Below are 8,764 nucleotides of genomic sequence, written 5' to 3' on the forward strand. Positions count from 1 at the left end.
CGTCTGCCCGCAAGGACAATCGAATCAGAAGCCTTTTCCACGGAAGAGGAAGATCAGCTCTACGACCAGGATGATGACAACGGTCAGCTCGAGCAGGAAGGCGCGGCTCTGATTGAATTGATCGACCATGTACCGGTAGAGATCTTCCGCGACATGCACCTTCGCGGTGACGATATTCCGGTAATCTGCCACGCCAACCCGCGTGGCAGCCAGTCGATACAGGCGCGCGGCGAACATATCACTTAGGAATTTGATCGCGTTATCGACGCGTTCGGTCAGCTCGGAGACCTCCAGCAGAGTTGTCTGCAGCCGTGTGGCGGAACCAGCCAGTCTCCATCGGGCGAGCGTTCCAGTCTTTCTCTCGAGCTGCTTGTAGACACCCGCCAGCTCCTGTGTGAGCAACTCATCGTAGTAGCGAAGCTCCAGTAGCTGGGAGTTGGCATACTCCAGCAGTTGAACTGCGTCCTTCGCGTCTGCGGTAGTGTCGTACAGGAATGCGGCATTCCAGCCAACTACGGCCAGGTCGGTGGCATAGTAGGAGATCTGCGATCGCAACACCTCCGTGACCTCACCCTCGGAAAGCTCACCGCTATCGCCGCGCACGACCTGGGCGATACGAGAGCCATGCTGTGAGAGCATCTGCGCAGCGTTACGGACTCCGGAGAGGTTCCGGGTATGAAAGATGACGTACTCCTCACTCAGGTAACGTTTGTATGCCTTGATCATGCAAGGTGTGGCTCGAGCGATCTTCTCGTGCACAATGCGCTCGGCATGGGCAGCGAGGTCTACCTCCCACATCCAGTGAGCCGTCTGCCTGATGAGTGAGGGCCAGTCACCACTGAACGGCAGGTGGATCAGGACACTGAGCACGCCGTAGTCGTAGTACTTGACCTCACCGCTGAGCTTTCCTTCCCCTGGGAACAGCACATCCTCGAATGGTTCGACGAGGGGAGGTCTTTCGTATCTCCCATAAATGGGTGCGGATGGGCGCGGACCGGACTGCGAAACTGTTGGGATACCAAGGACCTGGGCTAGCTGATCGATCTGAATCTCATCGCAGACGTCGAACTGTACCAGCAGCAGCAGCGTGCCCTTGAGCGAGAGCTCCAGCTCCGGCGCGTTTTGTGTGCTGGTTTCAAGCATGCGGCTCCGTCCCTTCCAGGTAGCCTGTGATCGCGACAGCACAGGACAGCGCTTCGATAGCATAGCGCTGCTATCACTAGATTGCTTGTGAAGATGCGTGATGAGTTTGATCTGCTGTAACGCGTGAAAGCCCCGCCACGAGAGAAAAGGGCTGCGACGGAAGGCAGTCATCCGTTTGGTTGGCTTGTGTTCACCGAGTCAGTCAAGGTGGATCACTGCCATCGCAGCCCTTGGGTGAACACTATTCTCATAGTTCCAGGCCTCGACAGCATCTCGGGGACGCGGTCGATTTTTTCGGGTCTGGTCGTCCTCCGGGTTACCCCGGCTGGCGGTTCACTCGGTCTATTTCGGGGTCGCTGAGGTGTTGCACCCGCAATCCCTTTTCGACCATCGATGGAGGTACTGTATCGACTTCCGGCACTTCGATCTGTGACGCGGGTCACAACTGTTTGCCGCGCCGGAACAATAAAAAAGGGCCGGCATCTTGCCGGCCCTTTTGCGTTCTGAGACGCGGGTGTGGGTTATCTGGCTGTCTCCGGCATCTCGGCATGCTTCTCTCCGGCGAAGATAGCCTCGATCTCTTCGAGTGTTCTTCCCTTGGTTTCGGGAAGAAAGAAGGTGGCAGTCAGGAAGTAGACCAGGCTGCACGCGGCCCAGAAGAAGAACATGGCCGCATAGCCGTGTGAGGAGACTACAGGCAGGAAGACACCGGCAATCGTAGTGGAGACGCCCTGATTGATGAGCAGCGCAATGCCCATACCAACGGAGCGGATGCGGGTCGGCATCAGTTCGGAGAGAGCCAGCCAAACGACGACTCCCGGTCCGACGGCATAGCCTGCGATAAAGAACGCGAGACTGAGTGCGATGAGCCACGCGGTCTGGCGCGAGGGCAGGGGAGCGACGAAGGCGCGAGTGATCTTCAGCGGTGCATCGGGCTTAGCCTTTTCGGGCGCGACCTGCAGCGCTTCCTTGTCGTTTGCGCTCAGGGTGGCGATCTTCTCGCCGTCGCCGTAGTTGTAGAGCACCGTCAGACTGCTGTCTCCGCCTTGATTGCGGACGAACTCAGGAGTGACGCTGAGATGATTGCCCTGTACGAGCGTGCGCACCTGGTCGGCGACTTCAATGCGTTTCGCCTCTGAGGTCCGGAACAGTACCCCGCCGATACCCAGCGCGACTACGATGGAGCCGGTTCCGAGCATCAGCAGGAACTTGCGGCCCTTCCTATCGACCAGCGCTACGGCAACCACGGTCATCAAGCAGTTGAGCAGCTTTACCGCGAAATCGCCGCGCGTGGCTTCAACGGCTGACATCCCCGCCTGCTTCAGAATGACCGAAAGATATCCAAGCACGGAGTTGATGCCTGTTCCCTGATTGCAGCCAAGGATGACGCAGGCAAGTACAAAAGGAACGATGTACCTCCGCTGCAGCAGAGACCCGGCGAAGGCGGGCTTGGACGACGACCCGGACTGCGGCGCTACCACTGAGTCCATCTCGAGCAACTCGCGCTCCGCTTCTGCGGGCGAGACGATCTTTTCCAACGCGATCCGCGCCTCTTCGCGGCGGCCGCGGCGGTGCAGCCAGCGCGGTGACTCGCTGACAAAGAAGGTGCTCAGCAGATAGAGGGAACCGGGATAGATGACGGAGAGGAACATGCCGCGCCAGGCATGATCCTGTGCCGTGTGAATCATGGAGGCGTTGCCGTTGGCTGTGGCGATAAGCTGTTCGGCCCCACGGCTGTAGTACACGCCAATACCGGCGGCGACGACAATCCCGAGCGTCAGCAGGAACTGAAAGATGGCTGAACCACGTCCGCGTGTGGAAGGGGGAAGGCTCTCGGCGAGGTGCAGCGGGATGACGACGCCGATAATGCCGCCGCTGAGGCCCTGCAGAATGCGGCCGAAGAGCAGCGACACGAAGCCCTGCGATAAAACAATGAGCACGATGCTCAGAACAAAGAGCACACCGCTGACGATGATCATCTTTTTACGGCCGAACCAGTCGGCCATGAAGCCGGCGATCAAAGAGGACAACGTGCTTCCACCAAGGACTGCCGCCACCAGGATGGAAGTCTGGCTAACGGTTAGATCTACTGTCTTTTCCAGATACAACAAGGCGCCCGAGATGATGCCAACGTCGATGCCATATAAAAGTCCGCCCAGGCCGGCAACAGACAACAAAAGATAGGTGTAAAAAGCTGTCGTGGAATTAGAACGGCCCATAGACTCTCCGGCTGACGTTGTGGCGTGACTGCCTGCAAGCACTGGGTTCCGCCGATCTGCGTGTGTTGGTGCAGGGATGTGAGCCTGAGAAGAAGGAATGGGTCTTTGTCGGCTGTGGAACCAGTTTCTATCTCGCCCAGGCGGCTGCCGCGAGTGTGACCTCGCTGCTTCGCGCTCCGGCCCGGGCGATGCCGGCCTCTGAGATTCTGCTTTTTCCAGCGCTGGCGTTGCCGCAGGATGCCTCCCGTTACTTCCCCATTCTGATCTCACGCTCGGGTCATACCTCTGAAGTATTGCAGGTTGCTGCTCTGTTACAGAGCAAAGCTGTCGATTTTCTTGCTGTAACCTGCGACGGTCGCGAGCTGGAACAGATGACACCGCGCGTGCTGAAGTTTCCGGTCGTGGAAGAGAGCACGGTGATGACGGCATCGTTCACCTCCATGGTGCTTGGCCTGCAATATCTGGCAGCGGTCCTGGCAGGGGACGAAGCTTTTCTCTTTGCTCTGCGTGCGCTGCCCGATCATCTTGAGCGCCTTCTGGAAGTCTATGGACCGCAGGTGGAGGCCTTCGCCAAGGCTCCGGTCGATGACTTTGCTTTCCTGGGGCAGGGGGCGCTGTACGCCATCGCACAGGAGACCGCGTTGAAGGTGATGGAGTCCTCGTCAAGCTATGCTCAGTTCTTCCACACGCTCGAATTCCGCCACGGACCGAAGTCCATCGTCGGACCCGATACGGTTGTCGGCGCGCTGCTCTCTGAGTCAGCCTTCGACGCCGAGGTCGCCGTGCTTCGTGAGATGAAGGAGCTTGGCAGCCGCACGCTGGCGATTGCAAACATGGCCACGCCTGAGCTGCGGCAGTTTGCCGATCTGGTCATCGAACTTGACCTGCCAGTGCCCGAGTTGGCACGCATTATTGTGTATGTGGTGTGGGGACAATTGCTGGGTAGCTACCGCGGTCTGGAAAAAGGCCTCGACCCCGATAACCCGCGCAATCTCAGCCGTGTCGTGACGATTTGAAGATGCCTGCGCTCGACCTTGTCGTTCTCGGTGAAACCAACCTCGACCTGATTCTGTACGGTCTCGAGGAGGAGTTGCCCTTCGAGCGGGAGGTGCTGGCAAAAGACTTCCGCATGACACTCGGTGGCTCGTCCTCCATCCTGGCGCATAACCTCGCCACGCTGGGCTGCCGGGTGGGCTTTATCACCAAGGTGGGAGGCGACCCTCTGGGCGCCATCGCACTGGAGCGGTTGCACGAAGCCGGTGTCGACCTGCCGCGCGATGTGGTGCAAGCGCAGTCGCAGACCGGGGTGACGATTCTGCTGCATCATGGCTCGAGACGTCGCATCCTCACGTACCCCGGAATGATGGCGGAGCTTACGATTGCAGAGATTGATCGGGAGTATCTTCGCCAGGCGAAGCACCTGCACATCTCCTCTCTGTTTTTGCAGCGCGGTTTACATGCCGAACTGCCTGAGCTTTGCCGCGAGCTGCGCGCTGAAGGATGTACGGTCTCTCTCGACACCAACGACGACCCGGATGATCAATGGGGCAGCATTCTGGACCGCATGCTCGATTCCATCGATCTTCTATTGCCAAACGATGATGAGGCTCGCCGCATGACCCGTTGCGATGATCTGGACGAGGCGATCAGCCGTCTCGCGAGGCGCGTGCCTGTGGTTGCCGTCAAGCAGGGACGATCAGGTGCGGTGGTGCGGCAGGGAGATCGTCTCTGGCACGTTCCCGCGATTCCCGTGGCAGCGGTGGATACGATCGGTGCGGGGGACAGCTTCAATGCAGGTTTTCTGAAAGGCTTTCTCGCAGTGGAACCGTTGCCGATCTGTGCGGCCATGGGCAATGTCGCGGCAGCGCTTTCAACGCAGCGTCCCGGCGGAACTGAGGCCTTTCGCGATGCGGAGTTTCGGAAGGCATTTCTGGCGCAGCATATTCCCGGAGCCTGAAAAGCGGCATATCACGGAGCCTGAAAAGCGGCATATCACGGAGCGTGAGAAATCGGAGGAAGCATGGCAGGTAGCGACAAGTTCGTCGATATAGTGAGTGCGGTGGCGCGTGTCGATCTTCCACTGGGCGAGTTTCAGCCGCGGTCGTCCTTGGTCACGCCCGTGCGGACGCCGTTGAAGCCGAAGTTTCCAGTCATCGATTATCACAACCATCTCGACTCCATGGAGCCTGCCGAGGTATTGCGCATCATGGATGCCTGCGGCGTCGAACGCATCGTCAACATCACCATGCAGGTGGGCGATCGTGCGATCGCTATGCTCGACAAGTTTCATCAGGCAGCTCCGGATCGCTTTGCAAGCATAGGGTGGATGGATTGGCACGGTGTCGAACGCGACGACTTTGCCCAGGTGACCATCGCTCGTCTTCATCGCCTGGTGGAGCACGGAGCGATCGGTATCAAGTTCTGGAAGGACCTTGGCCTTTCCGTGCGTGACCGCGAAGGCAAGCTGCTGCGGATCGACGATGAGCGTCTGATTCCCATCTTCGAGGAGTGCGGAAAGCTTCGCCTGCCGGTCATGTTCCACACCGCTGACCCGAGTGCGTTCTTCGATCCCATTGACGCGAAGAACGAGCGTTATGAAGAGCTCGCCGCTCATCCTGACTGGGGTTTCAGCAATTCACTGTTCAGCAAGCGGGAGTTGCTCGAACAGCGGAACCGTGTGATTGCGCGTCACCCTTCGATGACCTTTGTGGGAGCCCACTGTGCTGAGTCAGGCGAGGATCTGGCCTATCTCGCAGAGCAGATGGAGGCGCTGCCGAACCTGATGATCGACATCAGCGCCCGCACGCCGGAGCTGGGCCGGCAGCCCTACACCGCTCGCAGGTTTTTCCTGAAGTATGCCGATCGCATTCTGTTCGGCACCGATCTGCTTCCGGAGATCGAGATGTACCGGCTGTACTATCGCTTCCTGGAAACCGATGACGAGTACTTCGAGTATCCCTCGCATGCGTCGCGGCAGGGACGGTGGAACATCTACGGGCTCTACCTGCCGGACGATGTGCTCAAGAAGGTCTATCGCGACAACGCCCTCAAGCTGTTTCCGCAATAGGCGATTCGAGTATTYTCCCTGTAGGTGTAGTGTAGGGATTCSGTATCTRYGGGCGTTTTCCGCAATGAAAACGCCGCTGCACACCGCTTCCGGGATACCCAGCAACAGGGAAAATGCTTTCGCCTAGGCGATGATCACTTCAATGCCTGATGCTTTCAGTGCTTCCACATCTTCGTCACGGATCTGATCGTCCGTAATCACGGCATGGATCGCTGTCGGAGGAACGATCAGCGCCAGGCTGCGGTGGCCGAACTTGGTGGAGTCGCAGACCGCGACCACACGCGTGGCGCATTTGACCATGGCGCGGTTCACACGCGACTCAAGCATATTGGGTGTCATGACGCCGATGGTCGTGTCGAAGCCGTCGACGCCGAGGAAAAGAATGTCAGCGTGAACCTCGCGGAACATATCTTCTGCCTGCGGGCCTACCAGAGAGAAGGAGTTCTTCCGCAGTGTGCCCCCGGTGATGATGACCTCGAAGTCCGTCCCGGAGAGTTCGGCGGCGATGTTGACCGCGTTGGTGATCACCGTTAAGTGCGAGAACCGCTTCAGCTCCTGCGCAATGGCGCTGGTTGTGGTGCCCGAGTCCAGAAGGACACACGTGCCTTCTTCCACAAGCGCGGCAGCCGCTTTGGCGATCCGCTGCTTTTCCTTGAACTGCTTTTTTTCTTTCTCGCGGAAAGAGAGATCCTGCAGGATGCTTCCCTGCGGAGGAATGGCGCCGCCGTGGGTGCGGCGCACCATGCCCTTGGATTCCAGGTAGTCCAGATCTTTGCGGATCGTAATTCGCGAGATGCCCAGAGTGTCAGAAAGCTCCGAGACCAGGACCCGTCCCTCTTGCTGCATCTTGCTGAGGATGTGATGACGGCGCTCATCGATGAGCATTTCATTTCCGTCGGGAGTGGTAGGCCGCATTCTTTTCTTCTCGGGCGATGGATCTTATTCAACTCCCAATTATGAGGCGAAACCTTTGTTTTGGCATGCAATTACATCGGGTGACCGCAACCTTGATCTGCGTTTCTGGTCTTGTCGCTCACGCCATGGGATATCGGATGCAAATTATTTTGCGGGCTATGTGCAGCCGAACAGCCCGTAAAACCGCATAAAACTGCACAAAAGTCCGCGTCTTTCAGACCTTTCCCCTCATCTATTGGGAAGACTTATATGCCCTGTTCGCGACAATTGCTCGTCTTGTTCTTCTGTTTCGCTGCGGTAATCGCACGCGCACAGCAAATGATTGCCGTTCCAGAAGGCCCGGCGCCCCAGCCCGGCTCCATTGCCGGTGTGGTTATGGATACCGACGGCGCAGCCATTCCGGGAGCGAAGATTACCGTTGTTCGCAACGGATCGACGGTTGATGGCGTTTCTGCGGTTTCAGGAGGGGACGGTGTCTTTTTGCTACCGCGTGTGCCCTCGGGGACTGCGGTGACGTTCAACGTGTCGGTCAATGGATTTGCTTCCTGGACATCGAATTCTGTGACGCTGACGCCGGGGCAGTATATGGAACTGCCGGAGATCAAGCTTGCGATCGCGACGCTCGATACCGAGGTGACTGCGATCTTTCCGGAAGAGCTGGCGAAGGAGCAGGTCAAGGAAGAAGAGAAGCAGCGCGTACTGGGTGTGATCCCGAACTTCTACGTGGTCTATGACCACAATGCGGTTCCGATGACGAGTGCGCTGAAATTCCGCCTGGCTCTGAAGGCTTCTACCGACGTTGTTACCTTTGCCGGAGTTGGGTTTATCTCGGGCATCTATCAGGCTGCGGACCGCCCTGATTTTCGCCAGGGCGCCGAGGGATACGGTCAACGATATGGCGCCATTTATGCCGACGGCGTGAGCGACATCCTTATTGGCGGCGCTGTTCTGCCGTCGCTCCTCCATCAGGATCCGCGCTACTTCTACCAGGGGACAGGCACAAGGAAGTCTCGCGCACTGCATGCGCTCTCCAGTCCATTTATCTGCAAGGGCGATAACGGGAAGTGGCAGTTCAACTACTCGTCTATCGGAGGCGACCTCGCCTCGGGTGCGCTTTCAAACCTCTACTATCCGGAATCCAATCGCGGTCCCAGTCTTGTCTTCAACACAGCGCTGACGGCCGCAGGAGGGCGCATGCTCAACGCTCTCGCCCAGGAGTTCATCCTGAAGAAGCTCACCTCGGGGAATCACGAGAAGAACTAAGTCGCATCGTTTCGCATCGCCACGACGGCGAAGACATCCAATGGATAACTCCGCAAAAAGGATGAGGAACGATGGACGAGCTCTTTATAAAGGTTGTCGTAGCTTCGTGGAAACAGGCGGTCAGCCGTGTGGACCAACGCTTTGCGCCACTTGACGA

Annotated in this window: 7 protein-coding genes; 4 read left to right on the plus strand and 3 right to left on the minus strand. The window is 58.2% G+C overall.

The features are described 5' to 3' along the window. Positions 1–24 precede the first annotated feature (24 nt). Both AB4043_RS12395 and AB4043_RS12400 read right to left on the minus strand, forming a co-directional pair. A complete protein-coding gene (locus AB4043_RS12395) occupies positions 25–1,143 on the minus strand; it encodes a hypothetical protein (RefSeq protein WP_442299961.1) in 1,119 nt (372 codons plus the stop codon). Positions 1,144–1,664: 521 nt separating this feature from the next. After that, positions 1,665–3,362, minus strand: a complete 1,698-nt coding sequence (locus AB4043_RS12400) for an MFS transporter (RefSeq protein ID WP_442299960.1) — start codon at positions 3,360–3,362, stop codon at positions 1,665–1,667. 17 nt (positions 3,363–3,379) lie between these two features. On the opposite strand from AB4043_RS12400, the gene AB4043_RS12405 reads away from it, so the two are divergent. The 3 genes from AB4043_RS12405 to AB4043_RS12415 all read left to right on the plus strand — a co-directional run bounded on the left by AB4043_RS12405 (position 3,380) and on the right by AB4043_RS12415 (position 6,429). Continuing rightward, on the plus strand, positions 3,380–4,378 hold the full coding sequence (locus AB4043_RS12405) for an SIS domain-containing protein (protein ID WP_442307171.1): 999 nt from the start codon (positions 3,380–3,382) through the stop codon (positions 4,376–4,378). Between the two features lie 2 nt (positions 4,379–4,380). After that, positions 4,381–5,319 carry a carbohydrate kinase family protein gene (locus AB4043_RS12410; protein WP_442299958.1) on the plus strand — a complete coding sequence of 313 codons (939 nt, stop codon included), beginning with the start codon at positions 4,381–4,383 and terminating at the stop codon, positions 5,317–5,319. A 63-nt stretch (positions 5,320–5,382) separates the two neighbouring features. Further along, a complete protein-coding gene (locus tag AB4043_RS12415) occupies positions 5,383–6,429 on the plus strand; it encodes an amidohydrolase family protein (protein ID WP_442299957.1) in 1,047 nt (348 codons plus the stop codon). A 123-nt stretch (positions 6,430–6,552) separates the two neighbouring features. On the opposite strand, the gene agaR is transcribed toward AB4043_RS12415, so the two are convergent. Next, positions 6,553–7,344, minus strand: a complete 792-nt coding sequence (gene agaR / locus AB4043_RS12420; protein WP_442299956.1) for a transcriptional repressor AgaR — start codon at positions 7,342–7,344, stop codon at positions 6,553–6,555. 318 nt (positions 7,345–7,662) lie between these two features. Here agaR and AB4043_RS12425 point away from each other — a divergent pair, with 318 nt between their 5' ends. Beyond that, a complete protein-coding gene (locus AB4043_RS12425) occupies positions 7,663–8,607 on the plus strand; it encodes a carboxypeptidase-like regulatory domain-containing protein (protein WP_442299955.1) in 945 nt (314 codons plus the stop codon). The last annotated feature ends 157 nt before the right edge of the window (positions 8,608–8,764 follow it).

Origin of the sequence: Terriglobus sp. YAF25, from assembly GCF_052113305.1 — a bacterium.
Lineage (GTDB): Bacteria > Acidobacteriota > Terriglobia > Terriglobales > Acidobacteriaceae > Terriglobus.